At 66.0% G+C, this 17,658-nt stretch carries 19 protein-coding genes; 9 read left to right on the forward strand and 10 right to left on the reverse strand.

Annotation, left to right across the window (positions count from 1 at the left end):
• Positions 1 to 134 precede the first annotated feature (134 nt).
• The 6 genes from lpxK to JQ591_RS14710 are packed head-to-tail and all read right to left on the reverse strand — an operon-like array spanning position 135 to position 5,674.
• Positions 135 to 1,151 (reverse strand): tetraacyldisaccharide 4'-kinase, encoded by a 1,017-nt coding sequence (gene lpxK / locus JQ591_RS14685; protein ID WP_211396710.1) that lies wholly within the window; start codon positions 1,149 to 1,151, stop codon positions 135 to 137.
• Positions 1,144 to 2,490, reverse strand: a complete 1,347-nt coding sequence (locus tag JQ591_RS14690) for a 3-deoxy-D-manno-octulosonic acid transferase (RefSeq protein ID WP_211396711.1) — start codon at positions 2,488 to 2,490, stop codon at positions 1,144 to 1,146. Before JQ591_RS14690 ends, lpxK begins: the two co-directional genes overlap by 8 nt.
• Positions 2,453 to 3,166 carry a lysophospholipid acyltransferase family protein gene (locus tag JQ591_RS14695; RefSeq protein WP_211396712.1) on the reverse strand — a complete coding sequence of 238 codons (714 nt, stop codon included), beginning with the start codon at positions 3,164 to 3,166 and terminating at the stop codon, positions 2,453 to 2,455. The genes JQ591_RS14690 and JQ591_RS14695 overlap by 38 nt, the downstream gene beginning before the upstream one ends.
• Positions 3,163 to 3,405 (reverse strand): DUF4170 domain-containing protein, encoded by a 243-nt coding sequence (locus JQ591_RS14700; RefSeq protein WP_007596929.1) that lies wholly within the window; start codon positions 3,403 to 3,405, stop codon positions 3,163 to 3,165. The genes JQ591_RS14695 and JQ591_RS14700 overlap by 4 nt, the downstream gene beginning before the upstream one ends.
• Positions 3,406 to 3,465: 60 nt before the next feature.
• Positions 3,466 to 4,284 carry an inositol monophosphatase family protein gene (locus tag JQ591_RS14705; RefSeq protein ID WP_211396713.1) on the reverse strand — a complete coding sequence of 273 codons (819 nt, stop codon included), beginning with the start codon at positions 4,282 to 4,284 and terminating at the stop codon, positions 3,466 to 3,468.
• Positions 4,271 to 5,674 carry a TldD/PmbA family protein gene (locus JQ591_RS14710; RefSeq protein ID WP_211396714.1) on the reverse strand — a complete coding sequence of 468 codons (1,404 nt, stop codon included), beginning with the start codon at positions 5,672 to 5,674 and terminating at the stop codon, positions 4,271 to 4,273. Before JQ591_RS14710 ends, JQ591_RS14705 begins: the two co-directional genes overlap by 14 nt.
• Positions 5,675 to 5,938: 264 nt before the next feature.
• On the opposite strand from JQ591_RS14710, the gene JQ591_RS14715 reads away from it, so the two are divergent.
• Positions 5,939 to 6,457 carry a DUF6101 family protein gene (locus JQ591_RS14715; RefSeq protein ID WP_211396715.1) on the forward strand — a complete coding sequence of 173 codons (519 nt, stop codon included), beginning with the start codon at positions 5,939 to 5,941 and terminating at the stop codon, positions 6,455 to 6,457.
• On the opposite strand, the gene ubiA is transcribed toward JQ591_RS14715, so the two are convergent.
• Both ubiA and JQ591_RS14725 read right to left on the reverse strand, forming a co-directional pair.
• A complete protein-coding gene (gene ubiA / locus JQ591_RS14720; protein WP_211396716.1) occupies positions 6,454 to 7,386 on the reverse strand; it encodes a 4-hydroxybenzoate octaprenyltransferase in 933 nt (310 codons plus the stop codon). The two genes, JQ591_RS14715 and ubiA, sit on opposite strands and share 4 nt — an antisense overlap.
• Positions 7,383 to 8,042 (reverse strand): hypothetical protein, encoded by a 660-nt coding sequence (locus JQ591_RS14725; RefSeq protein ID WP_211396717.1) that lies wholly within the window; start codon positions 8,040 to 8,042, stop codon positions 7,383 to 7,385. The genes ubiA and JQ591_RS14725 overlap by 4 nt, the downstream gene beginning before the upstream one ends.
• A 210-nt stretch (positions 8,043 to 8,252) precedes the next feature.
• Between JQ591_RS14725 and JQ591_RS14730 the strand changes: the two genes are divergently transcribed.
• The 6 genes from JQ591_RS14730 (at position 8,253) to JQ591_RS14755 (ending at position 14,240) form a co-directional block, all read left to right on the forward strand.
• Entirely contained in the window at positions 8,253 to 9,005 is a 753-nt protein-coding gene (locus JQ591_RS14730) for a 16S rRNA (uracil(1498)-N(3))-methyltransferase (RefSeq protein WP_211396718.1), read from the forward strand.
• Positions 9,006 to 9,137: 132 nt separating this feature from the next.
• Positions 9,138 to 10,289 (forward strand): ATP phosphoribosyltransferase regulatory subunit, encoded by a 1,152-nt coding sequence (locus tag JQ591_RS14735; protein WP_211396719.1) that lies wholly within the window; start codon positions 9,138 to 9,140, stop codon positions 10,287 to 10,289.
• Between the two features lie 3 nt (positions 10,290 to 10,292).
• Positions 10,293 to 11,270 (forward strand): ATP phosphoribosyltransferase, encoded by a 978-nt coding sequence (gene hisG / locus JQ591_RS14740; RefSeq protein ID WP_211396722.1) that lies wholly within the window; start codon positions 10,293 to 10,295, stop codon positions 11,268 to 11,270.
• An 87-nt stretch (positions 11,271 to 11,357) separates the two neighbouring features.
• On the forward strand, positions 11,358 to 12,419 hold the full coding sequence (locus JQ591_RS14745) for a glycosyltransferase family 2 protein (protein ID WP_211396723.1): 1,062 nt from the start codon (positions 11,358 to 11,360) through the stop codon (positions 12,417 to 12,419).
• Entirely contained in the window at positions 12,416 to 13,261 is an 846-nt protein-coding gene (locus tag JQ591_RS14750; RefSeq protein WP_211396724.1) for a ChbG/HpnK family deacetylase, read from the forward strand. Before JQ591_RS14745 ends, JQ591_RS14750 begins: the two co-directional genes overlap by 4 nt.
• Before the next feature lie 160 nt (positions 13,262 to 13,421).
• Complete coding sequence (locus tag JQ591_RS14755) at positions 13,422 to 14,240, forward strand: DUF2076 domain-containing protein (RefSeq protein WP_211396725.1); 819 nt, start codon at positions 13,422 to 13,424, stop codon at positions 14,238 to 14,240.
• Between the two features lie 69 nt (positions 14,241 to 14,309).
• Here JQ591_RS14755 and JQ591_RS14760 read toward each other — a convergent pair whose 3' ends face one another.
• Complete coding sequence (locus JQ591_RS14760; RefSeq protein WP_211396726.1) at positions 14,310 to 15,110, reverse strand: L,D-transpeptidase; 801 nt, start codon at positions 15,108 to 15,110, stop codon at positions 14,310 to 14,312.
• A gap of 314 nt (positions 15,111 to 15,424) precedes the next feature.
• Between JQ591_RS14760 and JQ591_RS14765 the strand changes: the two genes are divergently transcribed.
• A complete protein-coding gene (locus JQ591_RS14765; RefSeq protein WP_211396727.1) occupies positions 15,425 to 16,204 on the forward strand; it encodes a protein phosphatase CheZ in 780 nt (259 codons plus the stop codon).
• A 184-nt stretch (positions 16,205 to 16,388) separates the two neighbouring features.
• Here JQ591_RS14765 and JQ591_RS14770 read toward each other — a convergent pair whose 3' ends face one another.
• Complete coding sequence (locus JQ591_RS14770; RefSeq protein ID WP_007596953.1) at positions 16,389 to 16,910, reverse strand: hypothetical protein; 522 nt, start codon at positions 16,908 to 16,910, stop codon at positions 16,389 to 16,391.
• A 315-nt stretch (positions 16,911 to 17,225) separates the two neighbouring features.
• Between JQ591_RS14770 and JQ591_RS14775 the strand changes: the two genes are divergently transcribed.
• Entirely contained in the window at positions 17,226 to 17,522 is a 297-nt protein-coding gene (locus JQ591_RS14775) for a co-chaperone GroES (RefSeq protein ID WP_211396728.1), read from the forward strand.
• Positions 17,523 to 17,658 lie beyond the last annotated feature (136 nt).

The following is a 17,658-nucleotide window of genomic DNA, read 5'->3' on the forward strand; positions in this document are numbered from 1 at the left end:
CTGGCGAAAGCCAGGGCCCATTACCCCGCCCGTGCATGTGAGGCAAAGCCGGAGCCACAGCGAATCGCAAAACTAAATTCGGTGGTAACGGGTCCCCTGAGTTCTCCAGGCATTCGCCAGGACGACAGTGGGATTCAGCGGCTTGAAAACCGCCGCTCGCGCGCCTTGTAGAGATGATCGCTGATCAGTTGCCGCAGCTTTGCCGGGTCGTCGAACTCGAGCTGGACCGCGAAAGGCACGATGCCATCTGGCACGCCTTCGCGGCCGTGCAGGCGTGCGAGATCCTTTTCCGTCGTCACCAGCGTTTGCTGCTCGCGCCGCGCCTCCGCGGCGAGGGCTGCGATCTCGTCGTTTGAAAACATGTGATGATCGGCGAAAGAGCGCGTGCGCGCGACCTCGATACCGCCAGCGCGCAAGCTGCGGAAGAACCGCTCGGGATCGCCGATGCCGGCGAACGCGAACACCGGCTTGCCGAGCAGTCTTGCGACCGACTCGGCTTCGGGTTTCAGCCGCGCGCGCAGCTCCGGCTTGTTGCGCTTGGCAAGCTCGGAGGCGACATCGTTGGCGGCGCGGCCGCCGCCGATCAAGACCAGCGCGTCGGTGCGCGCGAGCTGCGCCTTCAGCGGCGCACGCAGGGGACCTGCCGGAAACACCTTGCCATTGCCGAGACCGCGCTCGCTGTCGATCACGATCAGCGAAGCGTCCTTCAAGAGACGCGGGTTCTGGAAACCGTCATCCATCAGGATCACGGACGCGCCTTGCGATTTGGCGAGCGCGACGCCTTCGAGGCGATCACGCGCGACTGTCACAGGAACGTCGCGCGCCATCATCAATGGCTCGTCGCCGACGTCGGCTGCGGTATGGCGTTCACGATCGACCATCACCGGGCCCTTGAGGCTGCCGCCATAGCCGCGGCTGAGCACCACCGGCGTCTCGCCGAGCTCGCGCAGGAGCTTCGTCAGCGCCAGCACGGTCGGCGTCTTGCCGGCGCCGCCGACATGGTAGTTGCCGACGCAGATCACGGGGATGCCGGCGTCGAAACCCTCGAGCGCCATGCGGCGTGCCGTGATCGCGCCATAGAGCGCGCCCAGGGGACGGAGGATTTGGGACTCTGGGGAACGCGGCCGGTACCAGAAGGCCGGCTCACGCATTGGCGGCCCCCATTTCGATCCGCAACTGCAGCAGATAGGGCTCGAGCGCGGTCATGGTGCGGTTGAGTGCACCGCCGAGATCCTCGACCACGCCTGCGCCCGACCGCTGCATCTTGTCGCGCACGGCAGGATCGGCGAGCAACTGCCCGAGTTGCTTGATCAGCAGCTCCTGCGTGTCGGCCTGGCGCGCGCCGCCGCTGTGATCGAGCGCCTCGTAGACATCGGCGAAATTGAAGACGTGCGGACCATGGACGATGGCAGCGCCGAGCTTGATCGCTTCGATCGGATTCTGGCCGCCATGATGGATCAGCGATCCGCCCATGAACACGATTTCCGAGAGGCGGTAGAACAGTCCGAGCTCGCCCATGGTGTCGGCGACATAAACGTCGGTGATCGCCGTCGGCAACTCGTCGCGCGAGCGCAGGGCCGGCTTCAGGCCGGACGCCGTGACCAGGCCCGTGATCGAGGAGCCGCGATCCGGATGGCGCGGCACGATCACGGTCAGGAGCTGCGGGAAGAAACCGGCGAGGCTGCGATGCGCCGCCACCAGCATCTCCTCCTCGCCCGGATGGGTCGAGGCCGCGACGATGATCGGACGCCCGCGCGTCATCGCCATGAGCCGTTCGAGCTTGGCGGGATCGGCCGGCGGCGCCGGCACGTCGAGCTTGAGATTGCCCGTGGTGACGACGTCGCGGCCGCCGAGCGTCGAGAAGCGCTCGGCATCGGTCTTCGACTGCGCCAGACAAATATCGAACCGCGACAGCAGCGCCGAGATGGTGCCGCGCATGCGGCGCCAGCGCGGGAAGGAGCGCGGCGACATCCGCCCGTTGATCAGCACCATCGGCACGCGGCGCGCAGCGCCCGCCAGGATCAGGTTCGGCCAGAGGTCGGATTCGATGAACAGCGCCAGCGACGGCTTCCAATGGTCGAGGAAGCGCGCGACATAACGCGGGGAATCGTACGGCACGTATTGATGGATGACGTCGGGCGGAAAGCGTTTAGCGACAATAGCAGCCGAAGTGACGGTGCCCGAGGTGAGCAGAATGCGCAGGTTCAGATCGCGCAAGCGCTCGATCAGTGCCGCCGCGGCGAGGACCTCGCCGACGCTGGCACCGTGAATCCAGACCAGCGGACCGTGCGGCCGTACGTCCCGGGACAGGCCCCGCCGTTCGCCGACACGCGCGGGATCTTCCTTGCCCTGTTTCAGACGCCGCTTGATCAGCGCAGGCGCGAGCGGCACCAGGCCGCGGGCCAGGCGCCGATACATCCGCAGCGTGATCGGCAGCGAGCCGGGCGGCGATTTAGGCATCTTCAGGTCCCGGGCGGCCGAGCTGCGCATAGGCGCGGCGGGTCGCCTCGTTCAAGGTCTCTTCCAGCTCGAGCCGCAGCGCTTCCATGGTGGCGGCGTCCGCATCCGGCGGAACGTGGATTTCCTTGATGCCGACCAATGCGCCCCGCCCGAACGGCAGGTTGATGGTGGTGCGGTCCCAGTTCTTGAGCCGGACGAAGCGGCTGGTCGCCATCGCAAAAGGCATGATCGGCCGCCCCGATTCCCGTGCCAGCATGATGATGCCGAGCCCGGCCACGCGCGAGCGCTTGGGGACATCGGCGGTCAGCGCGACATTACAACCGTCCTGGAGCGTCCGCACCATTTCCTTGAAGGCACCGACCCCGCCTTTGCGGTGAAACGCGCCGCCGTGGTCGCCGGACCCGCGGATGGTGCCGATGCCGAGCCGCTCGGCGGCAATCGCGTTGAACTCGCCGTCGCGGTGACGGGAGATCAGGACCCTGGCCTTGTACCAGTCCTTGTTCTTGATGAAGGGGGTGAGGAAATGCTGGCCGTGCCAAAACGCGAAGATCGCCGGGATCTGCGGCTCGACGCGGTCATAGACGTCAGGCGGATCGAACGTGAATTTGTTGGTCCGCCAGACCAGACGCAGATATTCGGCCGCCAGTATTCCGACGGCACGCTGGACGAAGCTGCTCCTCAGCGTATTGCGAAGCAGCTTTTTCAACGCGCCGGTTCTTGATTCGGGTCGAGCAGCCGATGGAGATGGACGATGAAATAGCGCATCTGCGCGTTGTCGACCGTGCTCTGCGCCTTGGCCCGCCAGGCGGCGTGCGCGGTCGCATAGTTCGGGTAAAGGCCGACGATCTCGACGTCGTCGAGGTTCTTGAAGGTGTTGTGCTCGAGATCGACGAGCTCGCCGCCGACGACGAGGTGGAGCAGTTGTTGCGGGGCACTATCTGGCATCGGTTCTGTTCCTAACGGGCTGCCCGGCAAAGCAGTGTTCGACAAGCACGAGAAAGCACTTCACGGCAAGGGGCGGGTTCGAAAATGCGTGACAATGCTCGCATGACGATCGCGACCAGCTGCCACTAGCACCCCGTGCGTGACTTCCCGGCGGTTATAGTGGATGGGATCTCCGGAGAGGTCGCTCATCCTACCATCCGCTTCCTGCACGATCAAATCGGCCGCCGCAAGGTCCCAATCATGACTGTTGCCGCCCGCAAAAGCCGCATCCAGCGCACCATGGGCGACCCGGCACAGCCGCAGCGCGAGCGAACCGATTCGCGGATGCAGCTTGATCTCGCCCAGTGACGGCTTCAGGCGCTCAACCAGGGGCTTCGGACCCGCGACACGCGAGAAGTCGAGTTCGGATCCAGCCGTCGCCCGCACCGGCACGTCGTTGAGGGTCGTGCCCTGGCCGCGGGCGGCGAAGAAGAACTCATCGCTCGTCGGTGCGAACACCGCGGCGAGGACGGGCGAGGCATCCTCGACCAGCGCGACGCTGACGCACCATTCGTAATGGCCATTGAGGTAGTTGCGGGTGCCGTCGATGGGATCGACGATCCAGGTCAGCCGCCGCGACAGCCGCACCTCGTCGTCGGCGCTCTCCTCCGACAGCCAGCCATAGTCGGGCGTCGCTGCGCGCAGGCGCGCTTCCAGGAGATCGTTGACGGCAATGTCGGCTTCCGAGACCGGCGAGGACGCGCCCTTGGTCCACTTCTTCAGCTCGGTGCGGAACATCGACTGCGCGAGTGCGCCCGCCTCCCGCACCGTGTCTTGCAGCAGCGCCGCGTCGCGCGCCGGGATGGTCTCGCCAGTCGAGTTCGCGTCAACGTCCGCCAAGCGTCAAACCCTCGATGCGCACCGTCGGCGCATTGACGCCGTAGCGGAACTCGAGATTGTTCGCCGGCTGCATCGACTTGAAAATCTCGAACAGATGGCCGGCGATCGTCACCTCGCTCACGGGATAAGTGAGTTCGCCGTTCTCGATCCAGAAGCCGGACGCGCCACGGCTGTAATCGCCGGTGACGCCGTTGACGCCCGAGCCGATCAAATCGGTGACGTAGAACCCCTGCTTGATGTCGGAGATCAGCTCGGCCGGCGTCGGCGTGCCGGGTTCAAGATGCAGATTATACGGCCCGGGCGACGGCGAGGAGGAGACGCCGCGATGGGCGTGACCGGTGGTGGTGAGCCCGAGCTCACGCGCCGTGGCGCAATCGAGCAGCCAGGTCGTCAGCACGCCTTCGTCGATCAGCGCGATCTTCTTCACCGCAACGCCTTCGGCGTCAAACGTCTGCGAGCGCAGGCCGCGTTTGCGCAGGGGATCATCGATGATGCGGATGTTCTTGGCGAACAGCTGCTGGCCGAGCTTGTCCTTCAGGAAGCTGGTCTTGCGCGCGATCGAAGCGCCATTGATGGCGCCGACGACGTGACCGACCAGCGAGCCCGCGACGCGCGGATCGAACACCACGGGTACCTTGCAGGTCTCGACCTTGCGCGGATTGGCGCGCGCCACGGTGCGCTCGCCGGCGGAACGGCCGACGATCTCTGGCGACAAGAGGTCAACACCATGCGGCGCCGACGTGAAGTCGTAGTCGCGTTCCATGCCGGTGCCTTCACCGACGATCGCGGTCGCCGAGATGCCCTGGCTGGAACGGAGGTAAGAGCCGTGGAAGCCGGTCGAGGTGACGAGCACCATTCCGCCCATGCCGGCGGAGGCCGAGGCGCCGCCGGATTTGGCCACGCCCTTCACACCGAGCGCCGCAGCCTCGGCTTCGAGCGCGCGGCGCTCGAGTTCCGAGGTCGCGGGCACGTCGGGGTCGAGCAGATCGAGATTGGGGAAGTCGCGCGCGAGCAGTGCGGGATCGGCAAGGCCGACATATTTGTCGTCGGGCGCGACGCGCGCCATCGCAACCGCACGCTCGGCAAGCTTGGTCACGGCATCACCGCTGGCGTCGTTGGTCGAGACCACCGCCTGGCGCCGGCCGACCAGCACGCGCAGGCCGACATCGTCGCCCTCGGACCGCTCGGATTCCTCGACGCGGCCGTCGCGCACCTCGACGCCTTGCGAGACGCCACGCACCGCGACCGCATCGGCCGCATCCGCGCCGGCGCGCCTGGCAGCCTCCACCAGCCGCTGCGCGAGATCGGAGAGCGCAGACTGGTCGAACAGGTCGCGGCTGGCTGCGGACGAATCCTTGGGCGAAAGCGTCGAGCTTGGTGAAGGGTTCACAAACGAAATCCTGTTGGGGCGAGCTGCGGGACCGGAACCCACAGATGTGCCCTGATAGCGCGGACTTCAAGCATTTTCAGCCCACCAAAAGCTCAGATTCGCACCTTGGGCGCAACGTCTCGTCAATCATGCGTGCCAAGGTCTTGTCAATCATGCGCGGCGGTGAGGTTGGATTAACCAGCCTTTTTAAGCGGTTTCGGAAAGGCTCGCGCTAAGGTCCTCGCATCGACCGGGAACATAATCCCGGCGGGGAGAACTAAAGCCGTGAGGCGTCAAACAGCAACAAGCGGGATCACTCCCGCCGGGTCGAGCCGCTCCCTGCGGCTCGACCCCCTTTCCCTTCCGGTCCGCTTCGATGCGCATGATCCGCGCGCCGACGGATATGTCCGGCAGATCGAGCTTCATCGCGAACGTGTCGTGCTGCGCCGTGCCGTCCGCGGCATGCGGATGGCGATCAACGTCCGCGTCAGCGACTTCACCGGCGTCGCGCTGCGCGGCAACGACGAGGCCCAGACCCTCGTCCTCGTGCATCGCGATCCCTCGCTCTCCGTTCCGCTGCTGGTCAGCGCCGATGGAGACGAACTCGTTGAGGCCTGGGCGATCTGGAGCGAGCTGTTCGCGCTTCCGCAGCTCGACGAAGGCGCGCGCAAGCCCGCGCCGCGCCGTCGCCGCGCCAACGCGATCCGCGACCGCCGTCCGAAATTTCTGATGCGCCGCCGCACCGGCGTCGCACGGGAATTGTCGGTGCATCGCGATGAGCGCGAGATCATCGCGCGGAGTTAAGCCGCCCGCATCACCGCGTCGGCCAGCAAACCCGCAAACAGCAGCAATCCCGCGTCGCGGTTCGAATAGAACAGGCGCTTGCAGAGCTCGCCGTCGCCGATATTCAGCCGCGCGATCTGCGAGGCCAGATGCACGGCGAAGGCCGCAAGTCCGAGCCAGGCCGGCCAGCGTGCGTCGCCTGACGCCAGCGCCACGCCGATCAGCATAACCGCGAGGCCGTAGAACAGGATCAGCGCCTGGTGCGTATGCGCGCCGAACAGGCGCGCGGTGGACTTGATGCCGATCAGCGCGTCGTCCTCGGCGTCCTGATGCGCGTAGATCGTGTCGTAGCCGATCACCCAGGAAATCGCGCCGGCATAGAGCACGAGCGCCGTGACGTCGATGCGCCCGAAGGTGACGGCAAATCCCATCAGCGCGCCCCAGGAGAACGCAAGCCCGAGCACGATCTGCGGCCACCAGGTGATGCGCTTCATGAACGGGTAGATCGCGACGATCAGCAGCGAGGCAATGCCGGTCAGGATCGCGAAGCGGTTGAACTGCAGCAACACCACGAGCCCGATCAGCGCCTGCGCGACCATGAAGGCCAGCGCCTGCTTCGCGCTCACCTGGCCCGACGGCAGCGGCCGCGAGCGGGTGCGCTCGACCTTGTCGTCGAGGTCCCGGTCGGTGAAGTCGTTCCAGGTACAGCCTGCCCCCCGCATGACGAAGGCGCCGATGAAGAACAGGACGATGGTGAGCGGCAGGCCGCGAACGTCATGCGCCATGCCGGCGGCGAGCGCCGCCGACCACCAGCACGGCATCAACAGGAGCCAGGAGCCGATCGGACGATCGAAGCGCGACAGCCGCAGATACGGCCGCGCCCATTGCGGCGCGCGCGTATCGACCCAGTTGCCGGTGGAATCGGCAACGCGGGCGGATGTGTCGCTCATCGGGTCAGGACGTTGCCGTTGAGTGTGTCGAAGGTGCTGCCGCCCTTCTTGCCGGCATTGGCCTCGGGCGCCGAGCCCGAACCCAGCACTTCGCTCAGCGACGGACCGGCCGGACCGCGCGGCTGGTTCTGCATCTGCTGCGCAACGTTGCAGACCTTCGCCGCCATCGCCTCGGTGTTCTTGTGGCCGTCCTTCATCTGAGCGCCGACCTGCGCCGGAATCCCGCACTTCGAGGCGTTGACCTCGATGTACTTGATCATCTTGGTCTCAGCCTGGCTGAAGTTGCGGATCAGCTTGCAGGCCTCGTCCGGCGGGGCATGACGGTCGCTCGCGGCCTTGATCAGCTTGCCGCGCTTCTCGGCATCCTCGCGCAGAGGCATGAAGGCCTTCATGCAGTCCTCGCCGGGACCGCCTTGCGTGGGCGGAGCCGCGCTGAAAGCGCCGGCGCCACCGACGGGCGCGGCGCCGTTCACGGGGAAGGACGATTGCGGCGCGCCGCCGACAGAAGCGACTGGCGCGGCGCCATTCACTGGCGGGAACGCGGAACTGGTTGGGGCCTGGCCGGGCAGCGGCGCGGGGAAACCCTGCGCATAGGCGCCCGCGGCGCCCATCATGACCATGGCGGCAGTGATCGGAACCATCAAATGACGGATCATCAAGGCAGTCTCTCCGGCAGGAGCTTGCGGGGTTCGGCGTCTTCCCAATTGAAGCGCAACCAGCGTGCTCGCGATTTTACGATTCCCGCCGGCCCTTAACAACCCGTTGAATAGGGCAAGAGCGCGGCGCGCCGACGCACCAACTTGGCAATATTTACCCCGAAAGTACCGCTTTCGGTTAAGAACGGCGCCAAATTGGACCTTTGAACGATGCCCTCCCACGATTTCCGCGGCCCCCGCCTGTTCGTCGATGCCCCCCTCGCCCAGGACGGCAGGGTCGAGCTCGACCGCGACCAGAGCAATTATCTCGGCAATGTGCTGCGGCTCGCCGCCGGGGCCGAGGTGTTGGCGTTCAACGGCCGCGACGGCGAATGGCAGGCCGCCATTGAAGGCCGCAAGCGGCCGGACGGCCTCGTTATCCTTCAGCAGACCCGGCCGCAGGACCGACTGCCCGACCTCGCCTACGTCTTCGCCCCGCTCAAGCATGCCCGGCTCGACTACATGGTGCAGAAGGCCATCGAGATGGGGGCCGGCACGCTTCAGCCGGTGCTGACCCGGTTCACCCAGGCCTCCCGGGTCAATACCGAGCGGATGCGCGCCAATGTCGTCGAGGCGGCCGAGCAATGCGGCATTCTCAGCATCGCCACCGTTGCCGAGCCGGCGCCGCTGGAGCGTTTCCTCAGCCAGCGCGCCGCCGGCAGGCTGCTCATTTTCTGCGACGAGGCGGCGGAGCTCGAAAACCCCATTCAGAGCCTGCAAGGCGCACGCGCGGCGGAAGGCATCGACGTGCTGATCGGCCCCGAAGGCGGCTTTGCCGAGGAAGAGCGGGCGCTGCTGCTGCGGCAGCCGAAAATTCTGCGGCTGGCGCTGGGACCCCGGATCATGCGGGCCGACACGGCCGCCGTGGCCGCGCTGGCGCTGGTGCAGGCAGTGCTGGGCGATTGGGGTGGCAAGACGGCTTGATGCCGGTGTTGGCCGACCGTTAAGCGATTGATCCTTTGGAGGTCGAAACCGCTTTCCGGCCATGCTAAGGCCTGCGGCAATTCGCTTCCTTGCTTGCCCTGCCCGGTTCCACCGGGACGATGGACCCCCGAGATGACCGCGACTGCCACCTCAAATGCTGCCGGCTCCGCCGCCTGGGCGGATACGCTGCTGTTGTCGTTCGCGCAGGCCGGCTATGTCAGGGCCGAGCCCGCCATCCTGCAACCGGCCGAACCGTTCCTGGACCTCTCCGGCGAGGACATCCGCAAGAGCCTGTACCTGACCACGGACCTCTCCGGCGAGGAGCTCTGCCTGCGCCCGGACCTGACCATTCCGGTGGCCCGCGATTACCTCGCCTCTGGCCGTGCCGGCCAGCCGGCCGGGTTCAGTTATCTCGGTCCGGTGTTCCGCTACCGCAGCGGCCAGACCAGTGAATTCCTGCAGGCCGGCATCGAATCGTTCGGCCGCCAGGACCGCGCCGCGGCCGATGCCGAGATGCTGGCGCTGGCGCTGGAGGCAACCGCCGCATTCGGCGTCCGCGACGTCGAGATCCGCACCGGCGACGTGGCGCTGTTCAACGCACTGCTCGACGCGCTCGACCTCTATCCGGTCTGGCGCCGCCGCCTGGTCAAGGATTTCAACCGCAAGATCAGCCTGGAGCAGGATCTGGAGCGGCTGGCAGCCGCGACCACCGCAACCCGCAGCGAATATGAGGGCGTGCTCGCGGCGCTCGCCGGCTCCGACCGCAAGGCGGCACTCGCTTTCGTCACCGATCTGATGTCGATCGCCGGCACCACCAATGTCGGCGGCCGCACCACGGCCGAGATCGCCGACCGCTTCCTCGAGCAGTCGACGCTGAAAGGCGGCGCACTGCCGCGCGAGGCGATCGCCGTGCTCAAGCGCTTCCTCGGGATATCCGGCAATCCGGACGATGCCGTCGCCGAGCTGCGCGCGCTCACCACCGACGCGAAGCTCGACCTCGCTGCCGCCATCGACCAGTTCGAAAGCCGGGTCGGCTTCATGGCGGCGCGCGGTATCGACGTGAAGCAGACCCGTTTCTCGACCGCGTTCGGGCGCGGGCTCGACTACTACACCGGCTTCGAATTCGAGCTGCATCATAGGGGCAACGGCGCCGAGCCGCTGGTTGCCGGCGGCCGCTATGACGGGCTGATGACCCAGCTTGGATCGGCCGAGCCGATCGCCGCGGTCGGTTTCTCGGTCTGGGTGGATGCGCTGACCCGGATCGGCCGCAAGGTGGGAGCTTAAGTCATGAGCGCGCCATTCGTTCTGGCCGTTCCCTCCAAGGGCCGCCTTCAGGAAAACACCGAGGCCTTCTTCGCCCGCGCCGGGCTAAAGCTGTCGAAGGCGGGCGGCGCACGCGACTATCGCGGCACGCTCGCAGGCCTCGACAATGTCGAGGTCGCCTATCTCTCGGCGAGCGAGATCGCCTCGCAGCTGTCCCGCGGCTCGGCACATCTCGGCGTCACCGGAGAAGATCTGGTGCGCGAGACCATCGCGGACGCCGACAAGCGCGTCTCCCTGATCGAAGGCCTCGGCTTCGGCTATGCCGACGTCGTCGTCGCGGTGCCGCAGGCGTGGATCGACGTCCGCACCATGGCCGACCTCGACGACGTCACCACCGGCTTCCGCGAGCAGCATCACATGCGGATGCGGGTCGCGACCAAGTTCATCAACCTCACCCGCGCCTTCTTCCAGAGCCAGGGCATCACCGATTACCGCATCGTCGAAAGCACAGGCGCGACCGAAGGCGCGCCGGCCGCCGGCAGCGCCGAGTTGATCGTCGACATCACCACGACCGGCGCGACGCTCGCCGCCAACGGATTGCGGGTGCTCGACGACGGCGTGATCCTGCGCAGCCAGGCCAATCTGGTCGCCTCAAGGGACGCCGATTGGTCGCCGCAGGCGCGGGAGACCGCGCGAATCATCCTCGACCACATCGCGGCGCGGGCGCGGGCCAACAAATACCGCGAAGTCCGCACCCGCTTCCGCCAGTGCGACGCGGCCATGCTCGCTGAGGCCCACGAGCGCTTCGGCGTCGAAGCCCCGTTCGGCGGGCCGACCTCGTCGGGCATGCTCACGCTGCACTGCCCGCCGGGCCAGCTCTATGCACTCGCGAGCTTCCTGCGCGGGCATGGCGCCGAGACCGTCTCGGTGGTTTCGCTGGATTACGTGTTCGACCGGGAGAACCCGCTGTTCGCCAGGCTCGAGGCGTTCCTGCGGCAGTGAGCCTCAGGTCCGTTCAGCGTAGCGACAGCAAACGGCAGCTACCATATGCTGTTGAGATGACCTTGAACGCCTCTGGAACCTTGATCGATGACGCTGGGCTCTGACGTTTCCGGCATGACGACCGCCGCGGCAAGCGCCGCCGCGAAGGGACTGTCGATTGTCGTCCCCGTCTACAACGAAGCGGCGGGCCTCGCCGCCTTGCACCAGCGCATCTGCGATCTCGCAAAGACCTTGCGGCAGCGCTATCGCCTGCCTTGCGAGGTCGTCTATGTCGACGACGGCAGCGCGGACGCGACGCTGTCGATCGCCCGCTCACTGCCGGCCGACGCGGTCGACGTCCAGGTGGTGTCGCTGTCGCGCAATTTCGGCAAGGAGGCCGCGCTGATGGCCGGCCTCGACCATGCCCGGCTCGGCGCGGTGCTGTTCATGGACGGCGACGGCCAGCATCCGCCGTCGCTGGTCGAGCAACTGGTGCGGCACTGGATCGAGGACGGCTACGACGTCGTCTATACCGCCAAGGCGCATCGCGACAACGAGCCCTTCCTGCGGCGGCTCGCCGGACGGGGCTTCTACGCCCTGATCAATTGGGGCGCGCGCCAGAAGATCCCCGAAGACGCCGGCGACTTCCGCCTGCTTTCGCCGCGCGCGGTGGCGGCACTCAGGCAGCTGCCGGAGCGCAACCGCTTCTTCAAAGGCCTCGCGAGCTGGATCGGCTTCCGCCAGATCCGCGTCGATTACGAGCCCGCGCCGCGCACCCATGGCGTGACAACCTTCAGCGCCGCGCGCCTGCTTGGTCTTTCGATCGAAGGCGTGACCTCGTTCTCGGTGGCGCCGCTACGCTTCGCCAGCCTGCTCGGCGTGATCCTCGCCGGTGGCGCCTTCCTGTTCGGTCTGTCGATCCTCTGGGAGGTCTTGACCACCGGCAAGCAGGTGCCCGGCTATCCCTCGCTCGTGATCGGCCTGATGACGATCGGCGGCGTGCAGCTCATCATGATCGGCATCGTCGGCGAATATATCGGCAAGATCCTCTCCGAGCTGAAGGCGCGCCCGATCTACTTCGTCGCCGAGCACAGTGAAAAGCATTTCGAGACCGACAAGGCCCAGGACGCTTCAAGCCAGGACGCCTCGAAGCGGACGGCGGCCGAATGAGCGCGGCCGCGCCGCCGCGGCGGATCTGGCTCTGCGCCGACGATTACGGCATCAGCCCGGGCGTCAATCGTGCCATCCGCGACCTGATCGAACGCGGCCGTCTCAACGCCACCTCGGTGATGATGGTGGGACCTGCGATCGAGCGCAGCGAGATCGAGGCGCTCCAGACGGCAGCGAAAACGAGCCCGCGCTGCGCGATCGGATTGCACGTGACATTGTCGGCACCGTTCCGGCCGCTCACCATGCATTTCCGCCCGCTCGACGGCGACATGTTTCTCCCGTTTCCGAAACTGCTGCGCGCGGGCCTTGCGCGAAGGCTCGACCGCGAATTCTTTCGCAACGAGGTCAAGGCGCAGCTGGCGGCCTTCGCGAAAGGGTTCGGGCGCGCGCCTGACTTCGTCGACGGCCATCAGCATGTGCAGCTCTACCCGCAGGTGCGCGACGGCTTTGTCGATGCGGTGAGCGAAGGCGCGCCGAACGCCTGGGTGCGCCAGGGCGGCCGCGACCTGCCGCTGATACAGCGGCTGGCCTCACCGAAAGCCATGGTGCTCGACATCCTCAGCGCGCAATTCCGCCGCCGTGCCGGCAGCGCGGGCCTGAGCTTCAATCCCGGCTTCGCCGGCGCCTATGATTTCACGCAAGCGGCCGATTTCGGTGCGTTGATGCGGCAATTCCTCGAGGGCCTGCCGGATGGCGGCCTCATCATGTGCCATCCCGGCTTCGTCGACGACGTCCTCTCCGGGCTCGACCCAATGACGGATGTCCGCGAACGCGAGCACGAGTATCTCGCCGGCAATGCCTTCGCGCGCCTGCTGGCGGATAGCGGCGTCACGCTGGGGTGAAACCGACGGAAGCGGGTCGTGCGAGAAAGCAGGCCTTGCGGTAAAACAGCCCTTGCGAGGCAGCTTGTCGCATACCGAAATTTAATCCTGCCGGCACTGTTGGGGCCACAATGGAACCCTACATCTCCCTCGCGCTTGTTTTGCGCGAGGGAGACTGATCATGACGCCGCAGGAACGCCAGCTTGTCGACGACCTTTTCGACCGGCTTTCGAAACTGGAAAACGCACCGCGCGATCCCGACGCGATCGCCGCGATCTCCGACGGCCTGCGCAAGGCGCCCGGCGCGATCTATGCGCTGGTGCAGACCGTGCTGTTGCAGGACGAAGCGCTGAAGCGCGCCCATGCCCGCATCCAGGAACTGGAGGCGGGGCAGGCGCCCGAGCAGGCGCAGTCCGGCGGTTTCCTGGACACCATGCGCGACACGCTGTTCGGTGGGGGCCCGTCGCGCGGCTCGGTTCCGAACGTGCCGCCGCGTGACTCACGGCCGGTCTGGAACACCGGTCAGGCGATGCCGCAGGCACAGCCGGGCTATGGCCAGCCGCCTTACGGGCAGGCTCCCGGCCAGGGCCAGGGACAAGGTTATGGCGCTCCGCCGATGGGCGGGGGCGGCGGCTCGTTCCTGGGCACGGCAGCGGCGGCTGCGGCCGGCGTCGTCGGCGGCTCGCTGCTGCTCTCCAGCATCCGCGGCATGATGGGCGGCGGATCGCACCAGGCTTTTGGCGACACCAACGCCTTGGGTGACCGCAGCGGCAGCCCATGGAGCGGCAGCGACCAGTCCGGTGGCTCGCTTTCGCGCGATGCCGGCCTCAACGATATCGGCTCCAACCGCGACAGCGGCGACTCGCGCCAGAGCTTCGCAGATCAGGCGTCGAACGACGATCGGAATGACACCGATCAGAACGACAACGGCGACGACAATGTCGATCTCGCCGACGACAGCGATTTCGGCAATGACGACGGCGGCAGCGACTACGCCTGAGGCTGCTCCTTGCGCCAAACAAAAGCGGCCGCCCATGGGGCGGCCGTTTTCATTTCGAAGCTCGGAGCCTCACATCACCACGACCCGGGTGCCGACATTGACGCGGCCGTAGAGGTCGATGACGTCCTCGTTGCGCATGCGGATGCAGCCCGAGGAGACGTTGGTGCCGATGGTCCAGGGCTCATTGGAGCCGTGGATACGGTAGAGCGTCGAGCCGAGATACATCGCGCGCGCACCGAGCGGATTTTCCGGGCCGCCTTCCATATGCCTGGGCAGGTCGGGGCGACGCGCGATCATTTCGGCCGGCGGCGTCCAGTCCGGCCATTCGCGCTTGGCCGTGATCGACTTCACGCCGGACCAGGTGAAGCCGGGACGCCCGACGCCAATGCCGTAGCGCATCGCGCGGCCGTTGCCCTCGACGAGATAGAGGAACTTGTTCGGCGTATCGACCACGATCGTGCCGGCGCTTTCGTTGCCGCTATAGTCAACGAGTTGTTTCTCGAATCTCGGGTCGAACTGACGCTGCCGCGGATCGACCGCCTCCTGCTGGAGACCTGCGCCCTGCATCTGCGGCTCGCCCATCGGCGGCAGGCGGCGCTGGTCATAATAACCGGGCTGCTGCTGATACATCGGCTGCTGCGGAGCGTAGGCCGGACCGCGACCGGGCCCGTCGCCGAACATGAACTCGATGAAGCCGCCGCCCATGTTCGAACTGGAGGCGACGCGCACCGGGGCAGGCGGCACCTGCGGCTGGTAGAGCACCGCGGGCGGATCGTTCGGCACGCTATTGTCGAAGGCGCTGGCGCTGTTGGCGCCGGCAATGAAGGTGCAAGCGCTGCCAAGCAGCGCGACAGACATTTTCTTGAACATCGACGTACTCTGTACTGTTTCGTCTAGATCACATGGGTCGTGGTGAGCTGATGGCTGATCCGCACCCGCGACGTGGTCAATAAAGAGCAAAAGCCGTTTTGTTTGGTAAACGGAAACGGCGTTTCGATTCACCACGTCGTCGGCAGCGGTGCAATTTGCCGATCAGCGTTTATTTTCGATGAATGCCGCAAACGCATGGTTAATCGGCCGTTTGCGCGCCGTCGCACGCGGCCGCACGACAGTTCCGGCTGTGAACTTCGTGTTAAATCGCTTCTGTCTACAAAGACGCGTGAGTGAGGTGGGGGGAGTTCCTGATGGCTATTCACCGCAAACGTTTTCGTGTCGAAGAGGCTATTGTCGGCGAGATGCCCAGCCCCGAAATGATTGAGGAGGCTGCGCCAATGCATAGCGAGATTATGGCCGAGCTGCGCGCGATCCGTGCACAGATGGCGAAGGGCGCTGTACCCTTGTCCGGCAGCGCTGCCATGGCGGCGATCGATGCCTCCACCGCCCACGAGCTCTCCGAAGCTCGGACCATGCTCGATACTTATCGGGCGCAGATCGAGCAGTGCGAGAAGCTGAAGGTCGAGCTCGACCTCATCCACGACGCCATCGACCGTACCAAGCGCGAGATCGCGACGCTGCACGGCAAGAGCTTCGACGGCGGCGAAATGGCCAAGGTCAACGGCGAGCTCGGCGCGGTCGTCGGCGGCACCGAACAGGCCACCCAGCAGATCCTCGAAGCCGCCGAGTCGATCGACCAGGCGGCCAGCGCTATGTCCAAGGTGCAATCGGCCGATCAGCAGAAGCGGCTCGCCGACGATATCCAGGAACGCGTCATTTCGATCTTCGAAGCCTGCAACTTCCAGGACCTGACCGGCCAGCGCATCAGCAAGGTCATGACCACGATGAAGTTCATCGAGCAGCACATCAACTCCATGATGGAGATCTGGGGCGGCGTCGACGCGATCAAGTCCCACGTCGTGCCGCAGGTCGACACCCGCAGCGACGACGACAAGCTTCTCAACGGCCCGAAGCTCGCCGGCGACATCGGCCACGCCTCGCAGGACGACATCGACGCGCTGTTCGACTGAGCGAACGCGACACTCTGAAAAACAAAACGCCGGCGCAAGCCGGCGTTTTTGTTTTCTATCGTCCCCCGCTGTCATCGTCCGCGCAGGCGGACGATCCAGTATTCCAGAGACGGCAATGATTGAGCCGAGAAGCCGCGGCGTACTGGATGCCCCGCCTTCGCGGGGCATGACGGAAGAGAGAAATTCACGCCCTCGGCGCGCAGCGGACGTAGACCATGTTGCCGTAGCGGGTGGCGGCGTCCTTGTCGATGAAGCGGGTGATGAGGACGCGGCCGTCGAAGGAGACGATCTCGCGGTCCTGCTCGCCGGGCGTCGGACCCGCCGGCCCGATATAGTTCTTGCCGCTGGGCGAACCCTTCAGCCGCAGTTCCTGCGGTGTTGCCTGGTCCGCCAGATGCATGATCACGCCGCCGGAGGAGCCGGCGGTGATCACGTAAGGATTTTTACATTGGGCCCGGGCAGCCGCCTCGGTGCGGGCGCGGTCGGCCGGGTTCTGGAACGAGGCGAGGCCCCAGCGCCCGACGATCTCGTCGGCGCGGATCGAGGCGGGCATTTCCGGACCGGTGCCGGGCTCGGCCTCGGGGGGCGGTGAGGACGAAGAGAAGGACGGCAGGCTCATGCCGCCGCCGCAAGCGCCAAGCAGCAGCGCCAAGCAAGAGGCCGCCGCCAGATTGGCGACCGTGCGCGCGTGAGCTGAACTGATCATGGCATTCCCCCGGACAAAACCATGGCCGCACCCCTTTTGCAGCCAAGCGCAAAACCGCCGCCGGAGCAATGACGTCCATTTATACGCCGGCGCCCCGAACAAGTTTCCAATGTCACCATCCTATATCCGTCTCACCAATCGCTTAACCACCTTTGCTTGACAGGATCGCGGCCAAGCCATATTCCCGGGCTCACTATTAGCACTCGGAAAGACCGATTGCTAAGCGCACCGTTCGATCCTTGGCAAGAGGGTGGACGGAAGCGCCGCCCCACCCACTTCCACTACTTCCGAAGCGAGCCTCCAAAGGGAAACGTCATGGCTAAATCCAAATTTCGTCCGCTGCATGACCGTGTCGTGGTCAAACGTATCGACGCCGAGGAAAAGACCAGGGGCGGCATCATCATTCCGGACACCGCCAAGGAAAAGCCGTCCCAGGGCGAAGTCGTCGCCGTCGGCCCCGGCGGTCGCGACGAGGCCGGCAAGCTGATCCCGATCGACCTCAAGGTCGGCGACCGCGTGCTGTTCGGCAAGTGGTCGGGCACCGAGGTCAAGATCGACAACGAAGAGCTCCTGATCATGAAGGAGTCGGACATCATGGGCGTAATGGCCTAAGGCCATCAGCCTGAACAGCCGCTGAATGTCATGCCCGGGTCGCGCGATCCGGGCATCCATCGTTCCGCCGGGTTCGACTTCGGACCCCCGGACATGATGCGACGGACCGGGCGGCAGACACATCACGAAACAAGAG

Source organism: Bradyrhizobium canariense, from assembly GCF_018130465.1.
In the GTDB taxonomy this organism is placed as follows: Bacteria; Pseudomonadota; Alphaproteobacteria; order Rhizobiales; family Xanthobacteraceae; genus Bradyrhizobium; species Bradyrhizobium canariense_C.

Excerpts from the sequence above, each read along its gene's own strand:
- lpxK (WP_211396710.1), bottom strand. The coding sequence starts at position 1,151 with ATGCGTGAGCCGGCCTTCTGGTACCGGCCGCGTTCCCCAGAGTCCCAA.
- JQ591_RS14690 (WP_211396711.1), bottom strand. The coding sequence starts at position 2,490 with ATGCGCAGCTCGGCCGCCCGGGACCTGAAGATGCCTAAATCGCCGCCC.
- JQ591_RS14700 (WP_007596929.1), bottom strand. The coding sequence starts at position 3,405 with ATGCCAGATAGTGCCCCGCAACAACTGCTCCACCTCGTCGTCGGCGGC.
- ubiA (WP_211396716.1), bottom strand. The coding sequence starts at position 7,386 with ATGAGCGACACATCCGCCCGCGTTGCCGATTCCACCGGCAACTGGGTC.
- JQ591_RS14725 (WP_211396717.1), bottom strand. The coding sequence starts at position 8,042 with ATGATCCGTCATTTGATGGTTCCGATCACTGCCGCCATGGTCATGATG.
- JQ591_RS14730 (WP_211396718.1), top strand. The coding sequence starts at position 8,253 with ATGCCCTCCCACGATTTCCGCGGCCCCCGCCTGTTCGTCGATGCCCCC.
- JQ591_RS14735 (WP_211396719.1), top strand. The coding sequence starts at position 9,138 with ATGACCGCGACTGCCACCTCAAATGCTGCCGGCTCCGCCGCCTGGGCG.
- hisG (WP_211396722.1), top strand. The coding sequence starts at position 10,293 with ATGAGCGCGCCATTCGTTCTGGCCGTTCCCTCCAAGGGCCGCCTTCAG.
- JQ591_RS14745 (WP_211396723.1), top strand. The coding sequence starts at position 11,358 with ATGACGCTGGGCTCTGACGTTTCCGGCATGACGACCGCCGCGGCAAGC.
- JQ591_RS14750 (WP_211396724.1), top strand. The coding sequence starts at position 12,416 with ATGAGCGCGGCCGCGCCGCCGCGGCGGATCTGGCTCTGCGCCGACGAT.
- JQ591_RS14755 (WP_211396725.1), top strand. The coding sequence starts at position 13,422 with ATGACGCCGCAGGAACGCCAGCTTGTCGACGACCTTTTCGACCGGCTT.
- JQ591_RS14760 (WP_211396726.1), bottom strand. The coding sequence starts at position 15,110 with ATGTTCAAGAAAATGTCTGTCGCGCTGCTTGGCAGCGCTTGCACCTTC.
- JQ591_RS14765 (WP_211396727.1), top strand. The coding sequence starts at position 15,425 with ATGGCTATTCACCGCAAACGTTTTCGTGTCGAAGAGGCTATTGTCGGC.
- JQ591_RS14770 (WP_007596953.1), bottom strand. The coding sequence starts at position 16,910 with ATGATCAGTTCAGCTCACGCGCGCACGGTCGCCAATCTGGCGGCGGCC.
- JQ591_RS14775 (WP_211396728.1), top strand. The coding sequence starts at position 17,226 with ATGGCTAAATCCAAATTTCGTCCGCTGCATGACCGTGTCGTGGTCAAA.